This window comes from Shewanella sp. SW1, from assembly GCF_025653545.1.
In the GTDB taxonomy this organism is placed as follows: Bacteria; Pseudomonadota; Gammaproteobacteria; order Enterobacterales; family Shewanellaceae; genus Shewanella; species Shewanella oncorhynchi.
Map to the genome: position 1 here is coordinate 145,051 of NZ_JAKKSG010000004.1, position 24,157 is coordinate 169,207.

General features: G+C 47.6%; 23 protein-coding genes and 1 pseudogene. 7 read left to right on the forward strand and 17 right to left on the reverse strand.

The window, feature by feature from the left end; all coding sequences use genetic code 11:
- Positions 1 to 151: 151 nt before the first annotated feature.
- From L5M71_RS05280 to L5M71_RS05290, 3 genes are all read right to left on the reverse strand, one after another.
- Positions 152 to 1,591 carry an MBL fold metallo-hydrolase RNA specificity domain-containing protein gene (locus tag L5M71_RS05280; protein WP_263206477.1) on the reverse strand — a complete coding sequence of 480 codons (1,440 nt, stop codon included), beginning with the start codon at positions 1,589 to 1,591 and terminating at the stop codon, positions 152 to 154.
- Positions 1,592 to 1,708: 117 nt separating this feature from the next.
- A complete protein-coding gene (locus L5M71_RS05285) occupies positions 1,709 to 2,578 on the reverse strand; it encodes a DUF2927 domain-containing protein (RefSeq protein WP_263206478.1) in 870 nt (289 codons plus the stop codon).
- A 345-nt stretch (positions 2,579 to 2,923) separates the two neighbouring features.
- Positions 2,924 to 3,160: a thioredoxin family protein gene (locus L5M71_RS05290; protein WP_028761824.1), complete on the reverse strand. Its 237-nt coding sequence runs from the start codon at positions 3,158 to 3,160 to the stop codon at positions 2,924 to 2,926.
- 568 nt (positions 3,161 to 3,728) lie between these two features.
- Between L5M71_RS05290 and L5M71_RS05295 the strand changes: the two genes are divergently transcribed.
- Positions 3,729 to 5,366, forward strand: a complete 1,638-nt coding sequence (locus L5M71_RS05295) for a lactate permease LctP family transporter (protein WP_263206479.1) — start codon at positions 3,729 to 3,731, stop codon at positions 5,364 to 5,366.
- A 273-nt stretch (positions 5,367 to 5,639) separates the two neighbouring features.
- Here the strand turns inward: L5M71_RS05295 and L5M71_RS05300 are convergent.
- From L5M71_RS05300 to L5M71_RS05320, 5 genes and pseudogenes are all read right to left on the reverse strand, one after another.
- Positions 5,640 to 5,738, reverse strand: a pseudogene (locus L5M71_RS05300) (radical SAM protein); the annotation flags it as partial.
- 28 nt (positions 5,739 to 5,766) lie between these two features.
- Positions 5,767 to 6,093: a putative quinol monooxygenase gene (locus L5M71_RS05305; RefSeq protein WP_263206480.1), complete on the reverse strand. Its 327-nt coding sequence runs from the start codon at positions 6,091 to 6,093 to the stop codon at positions 5,767 to 5,769.
- Positions 6,094 to 6,192: 99 nt separating this feature from the next.
- Positions 6,193 to 6,648, reverse strand: a complete 456-nt coding sequence (locus tag L5M71_RS05310) for a GNAT family N-acetyltransferase (RefSeq protein ID WP_263206481.1) — start codon at positions 6,646 to 6,648, stop codon at positions 6,193 to 6,195.
- 146 nt (positions 6,649 to 6,794) lie between these two features.
- Positions 6,795 to 8,426: a DHA2 family efflux MFS transporter permease subunit gene (locus tag L5M71_RS05315; protein ID WP_263206482.1), complete on the reverse strand. Its 1,632-nt coding sequence runs from the start codon at positions 8,424 to 8,426 to the stop codon at positions 6,795 to 6,797.
- Between the two features lies 1 nt (position 8,427).
- Entirely contained in the window at positions 8,428 to 9,486 is a 1,059-nt protein-coding gene (locus tag L5M71_RS05320) for an HlyD family secretion protein (RefSeq protein WP_263206483.1), read from the reverse strand.
- A gap of 94 nt (positions 9,487 to 9,580) precedes the next feature.
- On the opposite strand from L5M71_RS05320, the gene L5M71_RS05325 reads away from it, so the two are divergent.
- Together L5M71_RS05325 and mscL are read left to right on the forward strand one after the other, a co-directional pair.
- Entirely contained in the window at positions 9,581 to 10,525 is a 945-nt protein-coding gene (locus L5M71_RS05325) for a LysR family transcriptional regulator (protein ID WP_168827308.1), read from the forward strand.
- 203 nt (positions 10,526 to 10,728) lie between these two features.
- The gene (gene mscL, locus L5M71_RS05330; protein WP_105250328.1) at positions 10,729 to 11,139 is read left to right on the forward strand and encodes a large-conductance mechanosensitive channel protein MscL; all 411 of its coding nucleotides are present in this window, start codon (positions 10,729 to 10,731) and stop codon (positions 11,137 to 11,139) included.
- Positions 11,140 to 11,215: 76 nt separating this feature from the next.
- Here the strand turns inward: mscL and L5M71_RS05335 are convergent, their stop codons facing one another.
- The 7 genes from L5M71_RS05335 to L5M71_RS05365 all read right to left on the reverse strand — a co-directional run bounded on the left by L5M71_RS05335 (position 11,216) and on the right by L5M71_RS05365 (position 19,271).
- Positions 11,216 to 11,539 (reverse strand): antibiotic biosynthesis monooxygenase family protein, encoded by a 324-nt coding sequence (locus tag L5M71_RS05335; RefSeq protein ID WP_113939195.1) that lies wholly within the window; start codon positions 11,537 to 11,539, stop codon positions 11,216 to 11,218.
- Between the two features lie 170 nt (positions 11,540 to 11,709).
- The gene (locus L5M71_RS05340; protein ID WP_263206484.1) at positions 11,710 to 14,934 is read right to left on the reverse strand and encodes an efflux RND transporter permease subunit; all 3,225 of its coding nucleotides are present in this window, start codon (positions 14,932 to 14,934) and stop codon (positions 11,710 to 11,712) included.
- 29 nt (positions 14,935 to 14,963) lie between these two features.
- On the reverse strand, positions 14,964 to 16,229 hold the full coding sequence (locus L5M71_RS05345; protein ID WP_263143111.1) for an efflux RND transporter periplasmic adaptor subunit: 1,266 nt from the start codon (positions 16,227 to 16,229) through the stop codon (positions 14,964 to 14,966).
- Between the two features lie 10 nt (positions 16,230 to 16,239).
- Positions 16,240 to 17,718: a TolC family protein gene (locus L5M71_RS05350; protein ID WP_263206487.1), complete on the reverse strand. Its 1,479-nt coding sequence runs from the start codon at positions 17,716 to 17,718 to the stop codon at positions 16,240 to 16,242.
- Positions 17,719 to 18,046: 328 nt separating this feature from the next.
- Positions 18,047 to 18,490 (reverse strand): hypothetical protein, encoded by a 444-nt coding sequence (locus L5M71_RS05355; protein WP_168827374.1) that lies wholly within the window; start codon positions 18,488 to 18,490, stop codon positions 18,047 to 18,049.
- Between the two features lie 169 nt (positions 18,491 to 18,659).
- Complete coding sequence (locus L5M71_RS05360) at positions 18,660 to 18,869, reverse strand: DUF3012 domain-containing protein (RefSeq protein ID WP_076498649.1); 210 nt, start codon at positions 18,867 to 18,869, stop codon at positions 18,660 to 18,662.
- A gap of 36 nt (positions 18,870 to 18,905) precedes the next feature.
- Complete coding sequence (locus L5M71_RS05365) at positions 18,906 to 19,271, reverse strand: STAS/SEC14 domain-containing protein (protein ID WP_105250333.1); 366 nt, start codon at positions 19,269 to 19,271, stop codon at positions 18,906 to 18,908.
- A 136-nt stretch (positions 19,272 to 19,407) separates the two neighbouring features.
- Between L5M71_RS05365 and arfB the strand changes: the two genes are divergently transcribed.
- The 4 genes from arfB to L5M71_RS05385 all read left to right on the forward strand — a co-directional run bounded on the left by arfB (position 19,408) and on the right by L5M71_RS05385 (position 21,813).
- Positions 19,408 to 19,839, forward strand: coding sequence for an alternative ribosome rescue aminoacyl-tRNA hydrolase ArfB (arfB, locus tag L5M71_RS05370; RefSeq protein WP_212599610.1), 432 nt, complete (start codon positions 19,408 to 19,410; stop codon positions 19,837 to 19,839).
- Between the two features lie 288 nt (positions 19,840 to 20,127).
- A complete protein-coding gene (gene aroQ / locus L5M71_RS05375; RefSeq protein ID WP_028759381.1) occupies positions 20,128 to 20,568 on the forward strand; it encodes a type II 3-dehydroquinate dehydratase in 441 nt (146 codons plus the stop codon).
- Positions 20,569 to 20,604: 36 nt separating this feature from the next.
- A complete protein-coding gene (gene accB / locus L5M71_RS05380; RefSeq protein WP_263206490.1) occupies positions 20,605 to 21,054 on the forward strand; it encodes an acetyl-CoA carboxylase biotin carboxyl carrier protein in 450 nt (149 codons plus the stop codon).
- 81 nt (positions 21,055 to 21,135) lie between these two features.
- Positions 21,136 to 21,813 (forward strand): SDR family NAD(P)-dependent oxidoreductase, encoded by a 678-nt coding sequence (locus L5M71_RS05385; RefSeq protein ID WP_263206492.1) that lies wholly within the window; start codon positions 21,136 to 21,138, stop codon positions 21,811 to 21,813.
- Positions 21,814 to 21,867: 54 nt separating this feature from the next.
- On the opposite strand, the gene L5M71_RS05390 is transcribed toward L5M71_RS05385, so the two are convergent.
- Positions 21,868 to 23,103 (reverse strand): MFS transporter, encoded by a 1,236-nt coding sequence (locus L5M71_RS05390; protein ID WP_113939204.1) that lies wholly within the window; start codon positions 23,101 to 23,103, stop codon positions 21,868 to 21,870.
- Between the two features lie 119 nt (positions 23,104 to 23,222).
- Entirely contained in the window at positions 23,223 to 24,032 is an 810-nt protein-coding gene (locus L5M71_RS05395; protein WP_263206495.1) for a hypothetical protein, read from the reverse strand.
- Positions 24,033 to 24,157: the final 125 nt, after the last annotated feature.

The following is a 24,157-nucleotide window of genomic DNA, read 5'->3' on the forward strand; positions in this document are numbered from 1 at the left end:
CTTTTTTATAAAACTAAACGCTAATCTTCGATAGAAAAACCTTCACCATTACATTCAAAATACAACTCACAGGCAGGATAACTCACTTTGCCACACGTGTAGAAGATAATGGCATTTCCACCCAACTTTTGAACTTGTACTTTCAAATCTTTTAAGGCTTCCACACTAACTGCGGCAGTGCATTTAAATCCAATCGATCACCCTGGGTCGCAATTGCTATAGCCTTTGGTTTAGTCTGAGGATCTTGGTTAATCACATCGACTAATCCATGCTGCGCCTCGGGTTCTCCATGGACTAAAATTAACGGCGGCTGGCCTTCAAAATGGTGATACCAACGTAATAACTCTGCTTGATCCGCATGGGCTGAAAGTCCACCCACTGTGTGTAACTTAGCCGCGACTTTAATGCTGTTACCATGAATAGACAGTTCCTCAGCGCCATCGACGAGGGCACGCCCCGGTGTTCCAAGCGCTTGATAACCACAAATAATCACATCACATTCTGGGCGCCATAAATTATGCTCTAAGTGGCTACGAATACGTCCACCGTTACACATGCCGCTCCCTGCGATAATGATCAATCCCTTATGCACATCGTTCAGCGCTATCGACTCTTCGGTCGTTTGGATAAATTCGACATTCGACAACAGCGGATGCTGCCCAGGATGTTGGCGGGTAAAGCGTTTAAAGTCCTCATCCATCAGCGGATAATTATTAACGTAAACGCGGGTCGCCTCAATTGCCATCGGGCTGTCTAGGCAGATTTTCCAACGGCCGAGATCCCATTCTTTAGCATATAAATGAAATAGATATAATAACTCCTGTGCTCGTCCAACCGAAAAAGCGGGCAGCAATATATTGCCTTGGCTCTCGTTGACGGTCTTAGCAAAAATGGCTTTCAATTCGGCTAAGGTATCCGTCCAGCTACGGTGAAAACGATTGCCATAGGTGCTTTCCATTAAGACTAAATCTGCCGTATCCACTAAGGTAGGATTACGTAAAATCGGCATACCTGCACGGCCAAGATCGCCACTGAAGACGATTTTCTTCTGTGATTTACCCTCACCTAACCACAACTCGACTAAGGCGGAGCCTAAAATATGCCCTGCATCTGAGAGGCAAATATCCACATGGGGAATAACCCGAGTCACTTGACCATATTCCAATGGTACAAATTGGGTTATCGCGAGTTCAGCATCTTCAACGGTGAATAGCGGTTCTAGGGGTTCAAGATCATGTTTAGCACGCTTTTTATTGACTCTTTCGGTATCGCGGGTCTGCAGCATAGCCGCATCTTTGAGCATGATGGCGCACAGCTCTGCCGTGGCTTTATGGGTGTAGATAGGCCCATCAAAACCCGCTTTGACTAAGAGTGGTAAACGCCCAGAATGATCAATATGGGCATGGCTAAGCACGACAGCAGAAATAGACTCAGGATCAAATGCGAAGAGATCATGATTACGCAACTCATCAGATTTACCGCCTTGGATCAAACCACAGTCGAGCAATAAGTGTTCATGATCAACCGAGAGTAAATGACACGAACCCGTCACTTCCTCTGTCGCCCCTAAAAACTGCAATGTCATTCGCATGGTGTCCCTCCAAGGTGTTTATCTCATATAAAGATAGACTATGCCCTTATTCCTAAAACAAAAAGGATTAATTAGTCACGTGCGAGCAATGTCAACTTTAGCTGTAATGCTTAGTCATCAATAACCTAACAATGGGTACAACTGACCTTGACGTACCGTTTTGCCAGCGTTAGCAATAGTGCCATCGCGCAGCCATTGTTCGAGCAAGATCTGCAAAGGCTGCTTGACCTCTGCGGCCGTCATTCCAGCGCTAATACTTGGGCTATAGAGTAATTTAAGCAAAATGAAATCGAGTCCGGTAAGTAAGTCCTGCGGGGTTTTGTCGTTAAAGATGGAGGGAAATACTTTCTCTGAATCATTGGGTAAACCAAGCACTTGAGTAATCTCTTCCACTACGCAAGCCACTAACTTACCGTGCATTTTGGCTTGATCTACAGGAATAATAATCCAAGCACGTTCAATCTCTTGCCGTGAATTGAGAGCAAACTTTGCCATACACACAGAGCCATGGACATTTTTCGCCGAGCTCGGTCCCATTAAGCGCATCACCTCACTTGCCCATAGGGATTGACGGGTAAAAACTAAGTGCAGATTCGCCTCAGAGAGCGTATCTATCCGTTGAATATCGAGGCCGGTGATCTGGCCTAAGTGTGTTAAGTGCATCAACACTAATTGAGTGTGCAGCGCCTTATCACCCACTTGATGCTCAATAAACACTCGTACCGGTATGCGCCACTTACGCACGCTATGTTTAGCAAGGTCATACTCATTTTGTAGGGCGACTTCACTAAATGCTTGGGTGATATAAGCGGAGTTTTTCCAATCCGTAGCGGGCGTTAATACTTGGGTTAATCTGGGAGATGTTTGAGCAGCAAACAAAGGCAAAGCGAATAAACTTAGCGTTAGAAAAAGCCCTAAACGAAACAAACGTGCAGTAAAAAATAACCAACTGTAGAAACGTGTTAATACCCTAAGCCACTTTTGCATTGCACTCATCCCGCAACTTGACGAGGTCACTGAATCAAAATCATAGCAGTGATACTGATAAAAGAAGTCGAAATCTGCAAACAATCTCCTACGACATAGACTTAATAAACTCGCCCAGATAATGCAATGCCGACTAAACCGTAGCCAATAAAACCCCATAATAAAATGACTACACAAAGAATCAATACATTGTTTTTAAACACATTATATTTAATATCATTAATCGTATACTGATGATATTACACCACCATTGCCAAGGATTCAGGATGACAATGGTGTGCATTTTTAGCTTAAGCGCTTTCTAACGAGCATAATCCGTGCAACTATTCAGCGAGTCAGCGAGCTCTAGTCCCTTAACCACCCCTCAACTTCATCGCGCGTCGGTACTGAGCCGCTATGTATGAGCTCACCATCGATCACTACCGCTGGAGTTTTCATCACTTTAAATTTCAATAGGCTTTGAGGATCTGTGTCCTTTTTTACAATCACATCCACACCCATTTCTTCTGATATGTCCGCAATCATCTCAGCGGTTTTGCTACATTTAGCGCAACCACTGCCTAATACTTTGACTTGTTTCATGTTACTTCCTTAACGAACTGTGCTGCAAAATTAAAAATTTCAACCTACTGTCATACTCGCAGCCACATATAGCAAGGTAAATTTCCAGCCAAGCAAACTCATAGACAAGAGTATGGCAACATCTATAGCTCAATTCATGCCACAATAAAATAACTGCATTATTAGTTGCATTGCATTGATTGCTATTAATTTCCATCTCTAAAGATAAACAAATATTTATAAAAACTCTGTTACAAACACTACAAAAAAACTAAAAAAGTACAGCCTAGTTTTTCATAAAATCACAATACTCTAGTTAATTTCACGACTCACAAAAAATAATCTTGATAACACAATAAATATTAATACAACCTAAATTAGATGCTTGGTGAATATAGCTAAAACAGGCAATATTTTACTTGATTATTATTTAGGTATTTACCCGTCATCATTTATCCATACATCTAGTGACCCATATCACTTATTACAACATTTAAGATTGATCCTACATCACTAAACACTAGTATCTGCCATGTTGCGGATGCGACACGATTTATCAACATATTATAACAATTACGGAAACCTCCCTATGACCTGGACCCAAACATACACGCCACTCGGTAGCTTGTGGCTAACCGCAATGGTTGCTTTACTGCCTATTGTGTTTTTCTTCCTAGCCTTAACTGTGTTAAAACTTAAAGGCTATATCGCTGGGGCATTAACCTTATTAATTGCCTTAGCAGTCGCGATACTCGCCTACAAAATGCCTATTAGTATCGCGCTTGCTTCTGCTATATATGGTTTTAGTTATGGGCTATGGCCAATTGCTTGGATTATTATTACCGCAGTATTTTTATATAAAATCACCGTTAAAACAGGTCAATTTGAGGTTATTCGCTCGTCAGTCATCTCAGTCACGGAAGATCAACGATTACAAATGCTATTGGTTGGCTTTTCATTTGGAGCCTTCCTCGAAGGTGCTGCGGGTTTTGGGGCACCTGTTGCTATTACAGCTGCGTTACTTGTCGGGCTTGGATTCAATCCATTGTATGCAGCAGGACTTTGCTTAATCGCAAATACGGCACCCGTCGCCTTTGGAGCTATGGGTATCCCAATTATCGTAGCGGGCCAGGTTTCATCACTAGACCCATTCCATATTGGACAACTCGCTGGCCGTCAGTTGCCAATATTATCGATTATTGTCCCCTTCTGGCTCATCGCAATGATGGATGGCATCAGGGGAATACGTCAAACTTGGCCCGCAACATTAGTAGCAGGCGTTTCATTTGCGATCACCCAATTTTTGACCTCAAACTTTATCGGCCCCGAATTACCCGATATTACTTCGGCGTTAGTCAGTCTAATTTGTTTAACGTTATTTTTAAAAGTCTGGCAACCAAAAGAAATATTCACTTTCTCAGGCATGAAAAAAAGAATTACTACCCATAAATCTACTTTTTCTAATAGCCAGATATTTAAAGCATGGTCTCCCTTTATTATTCTCACGGCAATTGTAACCCTGTGGAGTCTTAAAGATGTACAACTGGCATTAAGTTTTGCCACTATCAGTATTGAAGTACCTTACTTGCATAATCTCGTTATCAAAAGTGCACCTATTGTCGCTAAGGAAACCCCTTATGCAGCAATATATAAACTTAATTTATTAGGCGCTGTTGGAACAGCCATTTTAATCGCAGCAATGATCTCAATTGTGGTCCTTAAAATGTCAGTAAGTAATGCACTGACATCCTTTAAAGACACTTTAATTGAATTAAAATTCCCGATATTGTCAATTGGATTAGTATTAGCATTTGCCTTTGTTGCAAACTATTCAGGTCTATCTTCAACCTTAGCACTCGTGCTCGCAGGCACTGGCGTGGCATTCCCCTTCTTCTCACCATTCTTAGGTTGGTTAGGTGTGTTTTTAACAGGTTCAGACACCTCGTCAAATGCCCTATTTGGCGCGCTGCAAGCCAATACAGCAAACCAAATCGGTGTAACACCGGAGTTATTAGTCGCCGCAAACACTACGGGAGGAGTAACGGGCAAAATGATTTCGCCACAATCTATTGCCGTTGCTTGCGCTGCAACGGGATTGGCGGGTAAAGAATCAGATCTTTTCCGCTTTACGCTAAAGCACAGTCTATTTTTCTGTACTTTCATTGGCGTGATCACAGTACTCCAAGCATACGTAGTCCCTTGGACATTAGTGTTTTTCACTAAATAAAGCGATATCTAAGATATATTAAAAGCCGAGTGATAAACCACTCGGCTTTTTAGATTGGAATGGATATAAAACTCACTCTGCGATGAAATTCGAATGGGTTCAATTAAGCAAAGTAGCAAGGCAGCTTTATTAATCCCAGTGAAGTTATACAATCAAAGTCTAGGTTGTCATTCTTGCCGTAGATAACTACTCGGTACATTGATGGCAAATGCAACTTAAGCCAGCAACTTCACCTTGTCCTTACTAATACACCCTTTAGCACTAAAGAGTTAAAGTGCAATAGTTCCAGCTGCGGCCATTAGTCACTTGCAGTATCAATGAGCTCCATTCGGATAGAGATCTAAATACTGGCTCGATAGCGTTAATCAACACTGCAAGCTCCTAATCGTTTATCTCATGGTTAAACAATGATTTGGTGATAGGTTTCCACATGGTATGACTCGACTAATTCGGGCATAACTTGGTGGAAATAGTGTTGAATCGCATCCTTAGCGCAGTGCTCATCAAAGGCGGCAATATCGACAAACTTCTCTACAAACGTCACGCGGCGTGGTTCATCACGGCTCACATTGAGTTCGTAACGAATACAACCCGCTTCGCGGCGCGTATCAGGAATAAGGCTCGCGAGCGCAGCTATTAGTGCTTCGGTTTTGCCCTCTTTAGCCAGAAAACTCGCCACGCAGGCAATTTGCTGTTGATTGATTCTATAGTCCGTTGAAGTCGACATCTCAGTTCCTTATTGGCTTAATGTTGAATACTTATGTGCCTAGCTTTTGTTGATCGCTTATGTTGATAATTGATGTAGATAACTCATATTGATAGCCGCTTATGCTGATTGGTAGCGCATATCTAAATGGGGAATACCATCTTCTAAGTACATCTCAGAGCAGGCGACAAAGCCGAGTTTTTGATAGAAAGCTTTGAGGTAATCTTGGGCGCCAATTTGGATCCCCGCTTCGGGCCATGTTGTCAGTGCAGATTCAATGGCGTGCTGCATTAAAGGCATGGCCAGTCCTTTGCCTCGTCCCGCTGGCGATACCACCACACGGCCGATACTCGCCTCTGGATAACTCAATCCCGGCGGCAAAATACGCGCGTAGGCAAGCAGTTCCCCGTCTGACGATAAGCCGAATAAATGCTGGGTTTCTGGGTGCCTATCCTTATCGTCAAGCTCTGGATACGCACAGGCCTGCTCTACCACAAACACATCGACTCTTAGCTTCAATATGTCGTATAGCCTATTGGCATTTAATTGATTAAATGTAAGATTTTGCCACTGCAAACGATATTCCTCTGCAAATCATCGAAAAAGAGCTTTGAGTCTACCACAGCATAAAGACCATAAAAAAGCGCCTTAATCCGTGAGGACTAAGGCGCAAACCAATAGATCTGGGGAAATCTATGGCAACAACAGGATAACGAAAAACGTTATGACTCAACCATGGCATCGTGGGCCACAGGCCCTGTCGGTTTACGGATCAGCAGCACAGCGAATACGGCGATGAGTAGCAGAGCGCCCATGATGTAAAACACATCGTTATAGGCCTGAATATAAGCTTGCTGACTCATGGTTTTGCCAAGTAAAACTTTCGCCTGCGCGGCCGCGGTATAGGGATCTGAACCTCCTGCCTGCAACAGACTTGTGCTTTGGGTTAAATAATCCTGTGCTTGCGTGCTCACTGCGGGTAAAGATTCCTTAATATGAGCCAAATGCCCGCGCGACAAAGTATCAGTCAGGGTCGCCACCAGCGCGATACCAAAAGCACCACCTAAATTACGCATCACGTTTAATACCGTCGATGCCGAGGCATTTTCATGAGGTTTTAAATGCATGGTCGCAAGCATTCCAATTGGCACCAGAATAAAAGGCTGACCTAATGCCCGCACCACTTGCGAGGCGATCATCTGCGGTCCGGCATAATCTGCGGTCATCTGGCTATTCATGTAATAGCTAATGGCGAACATTAAAAAGCCAAAAGCAGCGAGATAACGACTATCGAAGCGCTCCATCAATTTCGGCACTAAGGGCAAGACCAATAGCTGCGGAAATCCCATCCACATAATCACACCACCAATTTCTAACGGTGTGTAATCATGGACTTGTGATAGATAAAGTGGGATCAAATAAATAGCGCCGAATAATGCCATGCCCAGTAAAAAGTACGCCACAGTAGATAGCACAAAATCACGCTTACCGAGCAAGCGCAAATTCACTAACGGTTCTTTGCGCCTTAGCTGGATCCAAACAAACAACACCAGATTCACGACGGCAATAATGGCCAGATTACGAATGAGTTCTGAACCAAACCAGTCCTTGCGGTTACCTTCTTCGAGCACCACTTCAAGGCAACCCATCCCCAGCGCCATAGTGATTATGCCCGCCAGATCGACATTCTTCAGCTTATCCCAAACGACCGACTGCTTCTCTAAACCGTAGGCCAACATGGCCATGACTAACAAACCCGGTGGCACATTGATATAAAACAGATAATGCCAGCTAAATTGCTCGGTCAACCAACCGCCTAAGGTCGGGCCGATTGAAGGTGCAAAAGTCGCCGTCACGCCAAATAACGCCATGCCGACGGCACGTTTGTTATCGGGTAAAAACTCAAGAATAAGCCTAAAGGCTAACGGAATAAGCGCACCACCAAAAAAGCCCTGTAGCGCCCGAAAGGCGATCATGGCCTCTAAGTTCCACGCGATTGAGCAAAGCACAGAAGCAAAGATAAAAGCAGCCGTGGTCCATAACAGATAACGCCTTACCGACAATCCTGTGCTGAGCCAGCCAGAGAGCGGGATCGCGATCATCTCAGCCACCAGATACGCGGTTGAAATCCAGCTGCCTTCTTCGAGCGTTGCCCCAAGGCTGCCTTGAATCTCCTTCATCGATGCATTAGTGATTTGAATATCGAGAATCGCCATAAAGGCGCCAATCAAACCACCAAATACCGCAATCCATGAACGGCGACTGCCACGCTCATAATCGGTAGGCTTTTTAGGTACACTGATGCCCTGCGCCTCCATATCGGCAGACGCAGTGATAGAGCCAGTTGCGCTCATACTAACGACCTGTATTTGCAGCGATTGCCGATGTTGATGGCTCAGATGCCGTATCCACTTTCACGACCGCACTTAAGCCCGGTAGCATGTGTGCTTCTTCCTCAGATAAATCTAAGCGAATACGCACGGGAATACGTTGGACGATTTTAGTGAAGTTACCTGTGGCGTTTTCCGCCGGCAGTAGACTGAATTTGGCTCCGGACGCCGGTGACAGACTATCGATAACACCTATAAAGGTTTTGTCGGGAAACGCATCGAGACTGACCTGCACTGACTGTCCTGGTTGCATATGTTGGATCTGGGTCTCTTTAAAGTTCGCCGTGATCCACACTGCCCCATCCGGAACCAAACTGTAGAGTGCTTGGCCGGGTTGCACGTACTGCCCCACCATAGCACCACGTTTACCAATCACCCCAGAAAAAGGTGCGGTCACACGGGTATCATTTAATTGAATTTTCGCCAGTTCTAAAGTCGCATCGGCCTGCTCTACTACTGAGCCCGCCTGATCTAATTGGGCATTAAAAACTGCTAACTCCCGTTGCTTTGCCACTAACACGGCTTGAGCTTCATCGAGACGGGCGGCGGCAGAATCGAATCCCGCTTGTAGTTGGTCGACATCATCTTGGGAACTGTAATTACTGACTTTAAGCTTTTTCGAGCGGCTCAATTGTTGCTGTGCACGTATTTTATCGGCCTTTGCCGCCACCACGCCTGCGCTGGCTTGAGTGATTAACGCCCGTTGCAACTCCACCTTTGCGGCTAAAGTTTGCAAGTCCGCCTTCGAACTTGCCAATGAGGCTTCAGCTTGACTCACTTTGGCACTAAACTGGTTATCTTCCAGCTGAGCTAATAACTCACCCTTTTGCACATGCTGGTTATCGGTTACATCGCTTAACACAACGTAGCCAGGCACTTTAACGCTGATATGGGAAATATCGGCCTCAACATAAGCGTTATCCGTGGTTTCGATAAAACGTACCTGTGTCCACCAGTAATAACCGCCTCCCGCAACTGCAGCGAGTAACAGTGGAACGGCGATAATGAGTTTACTTTTGGACATGAATGACTCCTTGATTAGTGATATCTAGTGTACTACTGTCTCACTAAGTTTATTAGTCAGCAAAAAATCAACCCACTGTTTCACAGGTGTAACAATGATGGATCTCAATCGCGTGCAAATTTTCGCTCAAGTGGTCGAGCAAGGTAGCTTTACTGGCGCAGCTAAAGCCCTTGGGCTCACTAAGGCAACCGTCAGTCGCAAGATAGCCGAGCTCGAAGCCGATACCGGCACACAACTGCTGTTTCGCACCACAAGAGCCCTAAAACTCACCGAAGCAGGATCAAGTTATTACAACAGGATCAATAAGATCCTCAGCGATCTGCAGAGCGCCGAAAATCAGCTCAGCGCCCAACAACAATTGATTAAAGGCAATCTAAAAATTGTCTGCCCAATTGAATTAGGCCAATTGTTTTTAGGGCCGATTTTCGCGCAGTTTTTAACGCTTTATCCCGAAATCACCATAGAGGCTGAACTCACCAATCGAAAGGTTGATGTGATAGAAGAAGGCATAGATCTGTTATTTCAAATTGCCGATTCTGGCGACACTCGTCTGCAAAGCTATGCCTTAGTCAACGCCCATAAATCACTCATGGCAAGCCCAGCTTATTTAGCTGCCCATGGAACACCCAAGGTGCCACAGGACTTAGCCAAACATAAAGCGATTCGCTTGCAGTCGGCGCATATTGAAGGTGCTTGGAAATTATTCGATGGTAAAACTTGGATTGTCGCCGAGCCCAAGACTCAACTGACGGTAAACAATGTCACCCTCGCTCGCGAGGCCGCCATTGCGGGGCTTGGGATCACTGCGGTGCCGTCCATCATAGCCCAAGTCGCATTAGAAAAAGGCGATTTAATCCCGCTACTAGATGACTATCCAATGGTGCAAACTAAGGTAGTGCTTAGCTATCCACAGCGGGCGTATCTACCGCGAAAATACCGCGTCTTTATCGAATTCATCTATAGCTCCCTATTTAAACGTTGGGGATCGCAAGTCTTAGAAGTCCCTGATTTTATCGGCCATGCCGATCTAGATGAATAAATCGAATGCCCAAAAAAGTAACAATTGTTACTTTGTAAAGTGAAAATCATTGCCTTGAGGATAAATCCTCTATGTCAGAATTGCCTTAATCCATAAGCCCCTATAAGCTTGGCAAGGTAACAGGCTGCAAAAGACCTTAGGTTTTCCTGATACAGTTTGCACAATAAAATTTAACATTTAATCTCAATTTTGGAGGAAACCTAATGAGCTTAATTAAAGAGTTCAAGGCTTTTGCGTCCCGTGGCAATGTGATCGACATGGCCGTTGGTATCATCATAGGTGCCGCATTCGGCAAAATCGTCTCGTCCTTCGTGGCCGATGTCATCATGCCACCAATTGGCATCATCCTAGGTGGTGTGAATTTTAGTGATTTGAGCATAGTGCTACAGGCAGCTCAAGGCGATGCGCCTTCTGTGGTCATTGCCTATGGCAAATTCATTCAAACTATTATCGACTTTACGATTATCGCCTTCGCCATTTTTATGGGTTTAAAAGCCATTAACACCCTAAAACGCAAGGAAGAAGATGCGCCTAAAGCGCCACCAGCACCGACCAAAGAAGAAGAGTTGCTGTCTGAAATCCGCGATCTATTGAAAGCTCAACAAGAAAAATAATCTCAAACTTAAGTGTCACGCATAAAAAACCCATCTCTAGAGATGGGTTTTGTTTTTACATCAGCGAGATAAGTGATTACTCAGCTTCAACATGCACAGTTTCACTGTAATCTTGCACTACTTCTGCCACCCGAATGCGATAAGAGTTAAACAAACAGGGCACTATACCCGTTTGCTCGGCAATGCTGTGGGCCATCTGATTGCGCCATTGGGTAATAGAGGCTTGGTCCTCCCAGAACGACAGGCTCAGTACTTTGCCATCGTCGGTTAAGCTCTGAAAACGTTCGATCGAGATCAGCCCCGTACGACCTTCTAAATATTGGCGCATTTCAGCCGCCACGTGCAGATACTCTTCCTTTCCTTCCTTTGTCGGGATGACTTCAAAAATTACCGCAATCATAATGTTCTCCAGAAATGAATGTCCTTAATGTCGACTCTAAGACTAGCCCATCTATCACTCTTTAGCTCACTGATTTTTAGAGTTTTAGTCAATGTGATAACCCTGTCTACAACGAAGGCAATAACCCGAAACATAACAAGTTATTGCCCACGATGACGGCTTACTTGTGATTAACCGAGCTCATCAATGCGCTTATCGCCGCGATATAACCAGCGATACAAGGTCGGCAAGACGAGTAAGGTCAGCGCCGTCGAGCTAAACAAGCCACCGATAATCACCACTGCCAAGGGCTTTTGGATCTCACTGCCAACACCCGATGACAATAAAATCGGGATCAAACCTAAGGCCGAGGTCAGTGCCGTCATCAATACCGGGCGCAAACGCCCAACCGTGCCCTCATAAACACAATCATAGAGTGCTTCGCCGCTTTGCCTGCGCTGATTAATCGAATCCACCAGCACCACACCGTTGAGCACCGCTACCCCAAATAGAGTGATAAAGCCAATAGAGCTAGGCACAGATAAATAAGTACCACTGACATACAGGGCCACTATGCCGCCAATCAAAGCTAAGGGCACGTTCGCCATGATGAGCAACACTTGCTTGAATGAACCAAAGGAGAAGTACAACAACAAGGCAATCAAAGCGATAGAAATCGGTACCACTAGCATCAACCTTTGCTGCGCTCGCTGCTGATTTTCATACTGGCCGCCAATGATCACTGTATATCCCGCTGGCAAATCCGCCTTTGGCACTAGGGCATAAATATCTTTTACAACCGAGCCCATATCGCGTCCCGCCACGTTGGCCTGCACCACAACACGGCGCTGCACATCGTCACGGCGAATATTCGGCGGCGCCATTTCCACTTCGACGCTGGCGACTTCCCCTAAGCGCACTGTGGCGCCATTTGTACCGCTGAGTAACAAGTCTTTAATCGCATCCGGGCTTTGGCGAAACTCGGCCGCGAGTCGCACATTGATGTCGTATCTGGCATTGCCATCGATCACTTGTCCTGCACTCGCGCCGCCAATACCTTGGCTGACGAGGCTCATCACTTGATCGACACTGATGCCGTAACGCGCCAATAGCTCGCGTTTGGGGCGCACGACTAATTGCGCCTCGCCGCTCACTTGCTCAAGCGACACATCCACGGCGCCGGGGATTTTCGCGACGAGATCGGTAAGCGCTTGGCCTTTCTGTGATAATACCGCTAAATCAGGGCCGAAGATTTTAATCGCTAGCTGGGCTTTTACCCCCGAAAGTAATTCATCTACCCGAGTCGCAATCGGCTGCGAAAAGGTCAACAAGAGTCCAGGGAATACGCTGAGCTTTTCCTCCATCAAGCGTTGCAGTTCCAAGCGCGAGCTTGCCGACTGCCACTCTGCTATCGGTTTCAAGCCAATATAGACTTCAATATTACTCACTGGCTCGGGATCGCCGCCCAGTTCAGGCGCACCAATGCGGCTCAGGGCATATTCCACCTCGGGAAATGCTAGCAAAATAGCCTCAAGCTTAGGTGCGACTTGGAGCGAAGTGCCTAAACTCGCCGTTGGTGCCAGCGTCACCCTCAAGTTAATCGTGCCTTCCTCCAGTTCAGGCACAAATTCGGTACCCAGCCTTGGTAGCAATAATAGACTCAAGCCGAACATCACCAAGGCGCTGAGCATCACCACCTTTGGCCTAGCAAGCGTTGCCGTCAGTAACTTGCGATAAGCGGCATCCAGCGGCGCTAAAATCACACTTTGTTTAAGCAGTACACCGCGCTTAAACAGATACACGGCAAGGGCTGGCACGGCAATCAGCGCCACCAGCAGCGCCGACATCATAGCCAAAATGATACTGACCGCCATCGGCTGGAACAGCTTGCCTTCAACGCCTTCGAGGGCAAATAACGGTGCAAATACGACGATAATAATGGCGGTGGCGAAGAAGATTGGACTACACACCTCTTTTGCCGCGAGCATTATCCGAATAACCATATTCGATTCGCTGACATCACCACTGGCTTTAGCGCCATCCTCCTCGCTGTGATAGGGATCGTCCTCACCATCGGCACGCGCCCTCGCCTCGGGTAAATGGCGGCGATCCGGTTGGGTTAAGTGTTTGAAAATATTCTCCACCATCACCACAGAGCCATCGACTAACATACCAATCGCCACAGCTAAACCGCCGAGCGACATCAGGTTTGCCGACAAGCCATAATAGGACATCACCATAAGTGCGAGCCCGATAGACACAGGAATCGACAGCAGCACCAGCAAGGTCGCGCGGATATTGACGAGGAACAACGCCAAGATCACCACGATAAACACAAAGGCCATTAGCAGCGCATCGCGCACTGTGGTCACAGCCTTATCGACCAGATCCGCTTGGTCGTAAAACACCTCAAAGGACACGCCATCGGGCAAGGCCTGCTCGATAAGGCTCACCCGCGCACCAATATCGTCAATCGTCGCCTTAGTGTTTGCCCCCATGCGTTTGAGCACAACACCAGCCACCACTTCACCGAGATTTTGCACTTGGCCAGATTCATCGCGGCGCGTCATAGTCACAGCCCCGACACGGATCTCGCTGCCAAAATCCACCTGAGCGATATCGCCAATACGCACTGGCGTACCGCTGGCTTCGGTCAGAGGGATCTGCGCGATCGCCGCCAATCCAGCGTCTCCTGCGGGCAACATACCATAACCGCGCACCACAAGTTGCTCTTGGCCTTGGTCCATAAACCAACCGCCAGCGTTGCGGTTATTGCTCTCTAGCGCTTCGGTCACCTGCGCCATAGACAAGCCATAGGCACGCAGTTTATTCGGGTCGACCTGCACTTGGTATTGGCGCACATCGCCACCAAAAGACAAGACTTCAGTCACGCCGCCCACGGGCATCAATATCAACTTCACCAGATAATCATTTAAGCTACGCAGCTCGGCGGCATTAATGCCAGAGTTAGGTTCTGCGCGCAGAATATACTGATAAATCTGCCCTAATCCCGAGGTATTCGGGCCGATTTCAGGCACTCCGACGCCGCTTGGGATCATCTCCCGCGCCGCCTGCAACTGTTCAAACACTTGCTGACGGGCGAAGTAAATATCCGTCCCCTCGGCAAATACCACAGTCACAATCGACAAGCCAGTGCGCGATAACGAGCGCACCTCAGTCACGGCTGGCAAGGCGTACATGGCCGATTCCACCGGATAACTGATAAGTTTTTCCACCTCTTCTGCAGCTAAGCCTTCGGCCGCTGTATTGATGGTCACTTGCACGTTAGTCACATCAGGAAAGGCATCGAGATTCAACTTAGGTAACATGGCCACACAGCCCACAATCACGGCGAGCAGAGCCAATACCACTAACAGCCGATTTTTAATCGCGGCTTCGATTAACTTTTGCAACATAGAAAATCTCCAAAATAAGGGCGCTCATATTAGTGGGCGTGAATATCAAAGCCCGCTTTCGCCTGCTCGGATGCCAAGAAGAACGCGCCAGCCACCACAACCTTGAGCTGTGCCTGTTGGGCTTTTTCAAGCTCAGGTCCACGCACTAGACTCAGACCACGTTGACGCTGCACCACTTCTACCTCAATGGACTCGAAGCCATCCTCATCTTGAATAAAAATCTGCCAATCGCCATCGCCGCCACGGGTCAACGCCGTATCGGGCAGCACTATGCCACTGCCGTTTGGATCGGTAGTAGAGCCAGCAAAGTAGAGTTCAGCAAATTGCCCCGCATGCAACACATGATCAGGATTGGGCATACTCACCAGCACTTGCTCGGTGCGCGTTACGCTGTCGAGTTCATGGGAGCGACCGATGATCTTACCTGCCAACGTCTTATCCCCTACTTGCACTAAAGCTGAACTGCCAACCTGGATATACGTAGTTTGAGTTGGGGTTAACTGCGCCTCAACCCATAAATAGGATTCATCGGTCAGTTGCATTAAGGGTGTGCCCGCGCTAAAAACTTGACCTAGCATGGCGATATCCTGCTGCACTCTGCCGTCAATTGGTGCTAAGAGTTGATAACTGCCTATGGCTTCGGGCGTCGATTCCAGTGCACGAATTTGCGCGGGCGTCATCTTAATTGCCTCTAAAATCGCCCGTTTAAGTTCGGCATCCACCTGCGCCTGCATCCGCCGACTGACGCTAACCGCACCTTCACTCATGCGTTTGACTCGGCTCCATTCGGCAGCGGCATTAATGTAGTCCGCCTGTGCCTGCGCAACGGCTGCGCCACCCAAGGTAAGTAAAGGCTCACCTTTTTTCACTTCTTGTCCCGGCACCACATGGCGCGCCAACACACGCACATCGAGCTGCGGCGCAAGGGTCGCTGTTCGATCGCGATCCACCACTAAGGTCGCCGTCGCCCTAATATCGAGATTCAAATTGGCGAGGTTCAAGCTATCGCTCGACAAAGGTAACAAGCTAATCCCCGCCAAGGCTTGCTGCGCTTCGGTCAATTTCAACGCCTGTTCGCCGTGTTCATCCGTCGGCGCCGTTTGCGTTACCGAATCGCCGCTTGCCTTAGCGACGGGAGCGTGATCACCGCCAGCCAATACAGGCTGAGCGAGAAATGCCAGCGTGCTCAGCACGAATAATGCGAGCGCAATTTTTGATAGGTTAAACCGACGCTTTTTAGGCGTCATTACAGCATCCAGTTGAAGGACATTTTCGTGGTGAGTATTTGAATTCATTATTGTGACCTCATGGGTTTACTGTGCGTGCGGCGGCATTAGATGTTATCGAAGGGACTGCATTTAGCTTTTCGATAATGAGCTTTTCGATAATGAGCTTTTCGATAAAAGGCATAAGCTGGCCGCTTTCGCCCATCCAAGTTAACCAACTTTGATAGATAGCCGTTTCTAGGTTTAAGCCCACCAAATAACTGGCGGCTAACTGACGACGGCTCTGTAAGTACTCGCTAGTACTCACATCCCCCGCCTGCCATTGTTGGCTTAAGGATTTAGCGGCTTTAGCACCTGACACTTGCACTAACTCACGCCAGTCTTGGTAACGTTCGAGTAAACGCGGTAACGCATAGAGGAATTGTTTCTGCTTAGCGGTAAGCACTCGCTCACGGGCAAGATAGCCTTGCTCCGCGATAGCGATGCCCTTATCGGCTACGGCTTGCAACTCACTGTAGTTATTGCGAACTTGTAGAGGAATCGACACGCCGACACCGAGCTTATTGTCCGTGCCCTCCTTTTCAGCGCCTAGGCTAATAGTTGGGTCAGCTGAAGCTTCCGCTTTGACTTGCATAACATTAACTCTGGCGAGCAGCACTTGCTGATAAGCACTCGCCAGGGCTGGCAAGGCTGATGTAGAGGTGCCCAACTCGGCCGCTGGCGCTTGCTTAGCCTGAGTCACAAAGAAATGGATCTCTTTGATAAACTCACTAAAAGCAAAATTATTATCCCCAAGTAATTCAATTACTTTGCCATCGGCCACTAAGGCCACCTGCTCGGCTAAGGCGTAGTCGGCAGTATTAGAGGCGACTTCGAGTTGTATCAATTGCAGCTCGACGTTGGATAAATCCCCCGCCGCCAATCGCTGCTCAGCAATATTGAGCTGCGCCTTGGTGAACCTTAATTGCTGCTCAGCAAAGGTCAGCGCCTTACGGCTTTGCGCCTGTTCTGCCAACGCCAGTAAGCGTTCGGCCAACATTTGGCTACGCTCTAACCCTATATCTGCTAACAGGATTTGCGCTTCAAGCTCGGCACGCTTTGTCGCCACGCCGCGTTTGTCGCCCCAATCGAGGGTTTGGCTCAGCCCTAAGCTGTAGGCATCTGTATCGGCATTTTGATAATTAAGCCCAAGTTCTGGGTTATACACAGCGCGATCTGCCGCCTGAATGGCCAGTTTGGCCTGTTGCTGCCTTACAAGTTGCGCCTGAACCTCAGGTAACTGATTGAACTGTGTGAGTAACTCAGGCAACCATTGGCCAAAGTTGACATGTGCCGTGTCGGTTTCTTTGGCGGGTAAGCCCAGTGATTGCGCCTTAAATGCCTCAACTTCAGAGGCTTTGGTTTCAAGGACCTTGACTTCAAGGACATTGACTTCAAGAGAGTCATTTTCTGCCGCGAGGGCAAAGGCTAGCAATCCGGCGGCCAATACTAATCCGCAGCTAAACAAGCCCGATCTAAACAGACAAACTAAAGTACGGGCGAGAATCGTTTTTTTCATCGCAAATCCTAACAATATCGAATGTGGATCGGCTGACTTTTGCGCCCAAAGCGAAACGGCTAGATGTGAGCTTCATTTAAATAGCTCAATGCAAAGCAATCATATCGTTCTGGACATGGCAAATAAGCGCCGATCGAATCATCCCGCCAAGCAATACAGTAACGGCTAAAAAGCCAATGACGGCTCCAACAGTTAACGCTGCGAGCATCAGTTCAAGCGTATCTTTTGGGGGATGAACATAACGGGCTTATCACACGGCAAAATAGAATGAGATCCAATCAGATGAATCAATCGTCCTAGGCCGAGAAATAAGCCGAATATTGGAGAATTAAGCGATAGGAGGGCGGTATTTAGGTAAATTTTCAGGCGGGAAATAGGATACATCGGTAGGCAGATAGACACTTTCTAACGCCTGTACAGGCTGACTCACTGCCTGAGATAACAGTGCCACATGACCGCCATGGCATTGGCAGTCGAGGCATAGGTCAAAATCTTGTATTTCAGTGGTTTTAACTAAGTGGGAATGAAATCCGCTGCTTTGGTTTTCACCCGCGTGATTACTAGTGACACCCGTGGAGTCCGCAAAACCTAAGGCTTGCTCGCTTGGACAAACGCAATCGACACATTGGGCCAAAGTGGTCACTTGAGCACTAAATTGCAGATGGGGATGATTCTCAGCTTCTTCCGCGCCATTGCCCGCATGTAACTGATGCGCACCCAAATTCGCGCCGGCAAATTGCAGCACGATAATGGCTATCAGTAGGGTCACCATTCGAGTAAAAAATGGCTTAGCGGTAGAATTCAAATATCACCTATAGCAAACAACGGATAACAGATAACGGAACATCTGACCCGTATGATAAACATAAGTTCACAGCTCGCAAGCAAAGTCTTTCAAGCTGTGATCTCTAAAGGCTAACGCTGACTTAAACACTCAGTGCTTATTTAAATACACAGTGCTTAGCATAATCAGCGGCTTCGTTAGCAGTCCAATCGCCAGACGGCTTATTTTTCATCTGTTTACACCAAGCATCACTGCCCACTTCTGGCGCGCAGGCACTCAGTCCAGCGGTAAATGCCAACACTAACGCAATCGCACTGACCTTAGAAACTGTCAGCGAAGAAACAGAGCCCGATTTCAATAATGACATACTTAATTCCTTGTAAATATGGCCTAAATTAGACCATTAAATATTCGAACGCTTAGTGATCCAAGCAATCGCTTTGGCTTTCTGTTCGAGTGGAAACCAAGCCACTTCGCCCTGCATAAAAGGCCCGAGTAAGCGTACCGCATTTCCTACCCAATCAGGGCCGCCCACAAACACTAAGGCTTCAAAATTCGGTAACTGGACTTCACCACTACCGGTCAGCGACTCAAATTCCCAGCCTTCGAGTAACACATCTGCCTCAATATACAGGCAAACTTGGCCCCAATCCTTACGATAACTTTTAATCGCAGGCTGTAAACGGGTCCGATAATCGGTGGAGGATAGTCGGCCACTGGCAAAAAGACTGATAACACCCTTAGCAATATCGGGGATTTGGCATAACATAGAGGCACTCCGAATCGAGAACACTTTTGCAGGCAATGGCTTTAGCCAATGCAGCGGCAAAGAATGCGCCCGATGATAACAAATCTATTGGAAAGCCATAAGTCATTATTGATGGCTTCTCAATCCATGCTGAAAAATGCCTAAGTTTGCCATGATAAAAATCTCAAACCGTGTGGAACTTCAGGAAAATGAAATCGAGTGGCAATTTATCCGTTCGAGTGGTGCAGGCGGCCAGCACTTAAATAAAGTGTCCACCGCTGCGCAGCTGATTTTCGATATTAAAAGCTCATCATTACCCGAGTTTTACCAAGAACGCCTGCTCAACAAGGCGGATCACCGCATCACTAAAAGCGGCAAAATCATCATCAAATGTCAAGCGAGCCGCAGCCAAGATGCTAACCGCCAAACGGCGTTGGAGCAATTTATCGCCTTGGTTGCCAGTATCGGTGAAGTGCAGAAAAAACGCATCCCCACCCGCGCCACTAAAGGCAGCCAAACTCGGCGATTAGAAACCAAGAAACAAAAAGGTGCCACTAAGGCCATGCGTCAACAGAAGAGTGACTATTAACTTAGGTGACAGTTAACTTAGATGACAATTAACTCAACTGACAGCCAACTTAGGCAATTGCTAACTCGGTACCAGAGAAATAACCGCAATTGAACCCAGCCAACAATGGCACAAGATGTCAAAGGTATAATCGGCTCACACATGATCAGCTCGCACACAATTGACTAACCGATAATGCAAAATCGATTTGAACAGGTTAAGTTAGTGGCCTATGTAGAAAACTGAATTAAATTTATTCCAACTTTAATCCCTGCATTAATCCCAAGGCATGTCGTAAAGGAAAGCGCAATGAGTCACAAAATTTTGCTCGTCAATGGCCCCAATCTCAACCTCTTAGGCCGCCGCGAGCCCAGCGTTTACGGTCATCAAACCTTAGCCGACATAGTGGCGGAGTTAAACCAGCAGGCAAAGTTGGCGGGAGTTGAGCTCGAACATATTCAGTCCAACGCCGAATTTGAGCTAATCAATGCGATTCATGCGACTGATGCCCAGATGATTATTATCAATCCCGCCGCCTTTACTCACACCAGCGTCGCCCTGCGTGATGCCTTGCTTGGCGTGGCAATTCCTTTTTTTGAAGTACATTTATCCAATGTGCACGCCCGTGAAGCTTTTCGCCACCATTCCTATTTTTCCGATAAGGCGATAGGCGTGATTTGCGGTTTCGGTTCACAGGGTTATGAGTTTGCGCTGGCGGCGGCCATTAAGCGGCTCAACCAGCCACAGTAAATTCTATTCAATAGCGTGCTTTGCAAGGGCAGATAAATGGCAATGGATCTTCGTAAAATTAAAAAACTCATTGAGTTAGTACAAGAATCTGACATAGCAGAACTGGCGATCACAGAAGGTGAAGAATCAATTCGCATCACCCGCTACAGCCCTATGCCAGCCAATATGCAATCACAGCAAGCTATCCCCAGAGCACGAGTCGAGTCTTTGAGTGAACAGGCAAAGCAAACAGGCATTTCGCCGAGTACAGAAGGTTTTGTACAAGTCTCACCTATGGTCGGCACTTTTTACGCGGCGGCAGAACTCGATGAGGTGCCGCTGGTTAAAGTCGGTCAACGAGTGAGCCAAGGTGAAGTGATCTGCATTATCGAAGCGATGAGAATGATGAATCCCATCCAAGCCGAGCGCGATGGCGTGTTCAGCGCTATTTGGGCCAAAGACGGCGATGAAGTGGCATTCGATCAACCGCTATTTACCTTAATCTGACCGCTCGCCTTCCCATGAATTGAAGCGCACTTAAATTTAAAATGCGGTTTTCAAGCCAAGACAGCATTAACCGAGGTCACTATGATATTAATTACCGGCGCCAGCAGTGGTTTAGGCGCGGCACTCGCATCGCTCTACGCCAAAGAGAATGAAGCACTGACACTCACAGGCCGCCATGCCGAGCGCCTGCAAACCGTCGCCAATGCATTAACGCCCTTCTCCAACAAAACTATCACTGCTATCACCGCCGATCTCGCCAGTGAATCGAGTCTCGAAGCCCTGTTCGATGGCCTAACGCAAGCCCCTAAAACCGTGATCCACTGTGCGGGCAGCGGCTACTTTGGTGCGATTGAAACCCAAAGGGCGAGCGATATCCAAAGCCTGCTCAATAACAATGTCACCTCGACGATTTTGTTAGTGCGGGAATTAGTGAAACGCTATAAAGATCAAGCGGTCACTGCGGTTGTGGTCATGTCTACCGCAGCACTGGCCGCCAAGGCGGGCGAATCCACTTACTGCGCGGCAAAATGGGCGGTGCGGGGATTTATCGAGTCGGTGCGATTAGAGCTTAAACAAAGCCCAATGAAGTTGATTGCCGTGTATCCCGGCGGCATGGACACAGGCTTTTGGCCCAGTAGCGGTAAGGCTTTAGATACCTCAAGCTTTATGTCCGCCGATGAAGCGGCTGGCATGCTCAAACAAGCCTTAGTTGCCACAGAGCATGGTTATATCGCCGATATCACCATACAAAGGGGCTAAATGTGCGGATTCGAGACGCAGAATATGACCACTGCGTCTCTTCCTTAGCACTCGCTAGTCGGCGCAGTTCGCTGTGTTTAGGGTAACGACGCGACGGCTTTCTCTGTGGGTCAGCCACCACATCAGCAGTCCCCCCAATGACAACAAAGATGCCGCATAACCTGTCGCGGCAATGCCTTGTCCAGACAGTATCACTAAACTGCCCACCCAAGGCCCAATTGCATTGGCAAGATTAAAGGCGCATTGCACTAAAGCGCCTGTCATGGCTTGCCCATCGGGTGCCACATCCATCAATCTGGCTTGCACAATAGTGGCAAGCCCTAACCCACAACCGACAAAAAATACCACGGGCATCAGCGCCCAGTAATGTCCAGTCAAACTCGGGTAAATCGCCAACACCACAGTGCTTAACACTAACGACCAAAACGCCGCCGCTAAGGCCGACTTATCCGCCGCCCAGCCACACACTAAGGTCCCAAGTGTTGCGCCAATACCAAATACCGCCATCATGATTGGGATCTTAAACGGCTCGACTTGTGTCACTTGGATTAAGGTTTCGGCCAGATAGGTATACACGCAGAAGATACCGCCAAAGCCAATGGCCGCGATGCCGAGCGTCAGCCAGACTTCACGATTTTTAAGGGTTTGTAGCTCTTTTTTGGGACTCGCATCAGCGGGCACGGCTTGATTAGGTGCTAAAAAATACACCATTATCGCGGTAATGGTCGCCAGAATAGCCACTATGCCAATGCCCGAGCGCCAGCCCACAGTTTGCCCCATCCAAGTCGCAAACGGCACACCGATAATCGTCGCCAGCGTAAGGCCAATAATCACCCGCGATACGGCGCGGGCCTTCATTTCTGGCGGCACTAAAGAGGCGGCGAGCAACATAGCCACGCCGAAATAAGCGCCGTGGGGCAAGCCGCTGAGAAAACGAAAAAAGATTAACCAATTCAACGATGGCGCTAACGCACTTAAGCCATTGGCCACCGCCATTAACGCGGCTAAGGCAATCAAGAGTGTTCGCCGTCTGACCCTAACGGCTAGCACCATGATAATTGGCGAACCGACCACAACCCCCAGCGCATAGGCACTAATGGCATAACTCACATGGGCAACCTCTACCCCTAAATCACTCGCGATATAAGGCACTAAGGTCATGGAAGCAAATTCTGTGGTGCCTAAAGCGAATGTTCCGAGTGCTAAGGCAAGTAACACCCATAATGTACTGGCGCCCTTATGCTGATTTTGGACAGATGGATTTTGAACCTGATGTTGAACGGTTTTCAAACGTTTTCTCCGCTATGCTATAAAACGACAACTAGCTGATAACTAAATAATAAAAGATGATAAATAAATTGGAGCCCACTAAGGGGCTCCAATTTCTCAGCCATTTACCTAATGTAAATCTATCTGACTAACTGTTCTTGATAGGTTTGACTGTTCCAGTCGTAGGCGTAAAGCGTGCCTTGCCACTCGTAAAGTGTACGACCATCCTGCTGCACAACCCTAGCATTGCTCGGCAAGCTAGACACACTGTGCGGTGCGCGTGGACGCGGAGTCGCAGCTGTTTTGCCTGTGCCGTTACTAGTTTGCGACACCAGTTGCCCAGTCGTTTGTCCGGCCATATTTACAGGCATACTCGACACCATACGGCCTTCACTCGCAGAATACTGCATACTGGTTGTTACCCGTACAGGTGCAGAAATGGCCACAGGTTCATCGTCGTAGCGCATAGGAATCGACAAACCTATGCCCGAATAGGGCGAGTTCCAGTAATTTCGAGCGTAGGCGTCACGCGATGTATTCCAACCCCAATCATTGTTCCAATGGGTGTTCACACCATAACCGACATTCCAACCCGATCCCCACCCCGTAGCGAGCCCTAAACCCAGTCCTAAACCCCAAGGGTAATAAGGTCGATAATAGGGACGATAATGGCGGTTATCTTTGCGCACATGGCGGTTGTCATAATAATTGTCATGACGATTGTTGTAATGACTGTCGCCACGACTGTGGCTATCACGATGACCGTGGCGTTCGTCTTGATCCGAATAGCCTCTATTTCCGGCCACCGCCACAATCGGCACACTGAGCGCCCCCAAAAGTGAGATCCCCACGGCAAGCGATAAAACCAAGCACTTTAGCGACCGCTTATGCGCGCCATGTGATTGACTTTGAACACACTTTTCTTGAGCAAACCATACAGGAATATTCATATAAACCTCGAAATAAAGGGCGTAAGCGAGATCTATCGCGACTTACTGGTAACCATTTTACGCTTCCTAAGCTTGAAGATCACTGAATTGGTTAACCCTAAAACAGAAAAATGCTATAGTGCGCG